The sequence below is a fragment of the Streptomyces coryli genome (assembly GCF_011044975.1).
Taxonomy (GTDB): domain Bacteria; phylum Actinomycetota; class Actinomycetes; order Streptomycetales; family Streptomycetaceae; genus Streptomyces; species Streptomyces coryli.
In genome coordinates this window covers 1-894 of record NZ_JAAKZV010000567.1, presented here as the reverse complement: position 1 = coordinate 894, position 894 = coordinate 1, and the positions used below count along the sequence as shown (strand labels likewise).

Genomic DNA, 894 nt, shown 5'->3' with positions numbered 1-894 from the left:
CCCAACTACCCCCCGACCAATCCGCGATGCCCGACGAGGTCTACCTCCTCAACACCCTCGCCCTCACCCGCGACCCACGCATCATCGGCCTCTGGGAGCAGATAGCCGCCCGCCTGGACGTCACCCCCGACTCCCTCCGCGACGGCGCCGCCGGGACCTTCTACTGGGTCGACACCGTCGCCGCCGGTGCCGAACGCCTCGGCGACCCGGCCGCCCTGCCCGCCCTGGAGCGCCTCCACGCCAGCCCGGCCCTGCACGCCCAGCACCGCCCCGGCGGCGTCGAACCGGACGACTTCCAGGAGCGCCGCGCCATGCTCGAACTCGGCCTCGCCCGCGCCCTCGCACACTGCGGCAGCCGCCGCGGCGTCGACGTCCTCATCGCGTACCTGGACGACTCCCGCAAGCCCCTCGCCGCCCAGGCCCACCGACGCCTCTGCGCGGTCTACGACCTGCCGCCCGAGTCCGCCCCGGACCACCGCGACACACCGGCCTGGCGGGCACTCCACACCCCACCACCGCGCCCGCTCCCGTGGCGGCACGACCCCCACCGGGCAGACCTCCCGGAGGAATTCCGCCCCGGAAGGCCGACCGCCGAATGACCACACAACGAACCACCCCCGAGCCCCTCTTCGCCGCCATAGACGCCGGCAGCACCCACTGCAAAGCCCTCCTCTGCACCGCCACCGGCACCGTCGTGGCCCGCGCCCAGGCCCCCACCGACACCGCCGACCTCGCCGCCACCGCCCGTACCGTCCTCGCCGCCTGCATCCGCTCCGCCGGCGGCCGCGCCCCCGAGTCCGTCGGCATCACCGGCATGGCCGAGTCCGGCGTCCCCCTCGACCGCGACGGCCGCCCGCTCGGCCCCCTCCTCATGTGGTCCGACCCGGCCCCCGC

General features: G+C 75.8%; 1 protein-coding gene and 1 pseudogene. Both read left to right on the top strand.

Annotated elements, in window-relative coordinates:
• On the top strand, positions 1-599 hold a 599-nt coding region (locus G5C51_RS42225), incomplete at its 5' end, for a hypothetical protein (RefSeq protein ID WP_206314900.1).
• Positions 596-894: pseudogene (locus G5C51_RS42220) on the top strand (hypothetical protein); the annotation flags it as partial. The gene G5C51_RS42225 and the pseudogene G5C51_RS42220, both read left to right, overlap by 4 nt.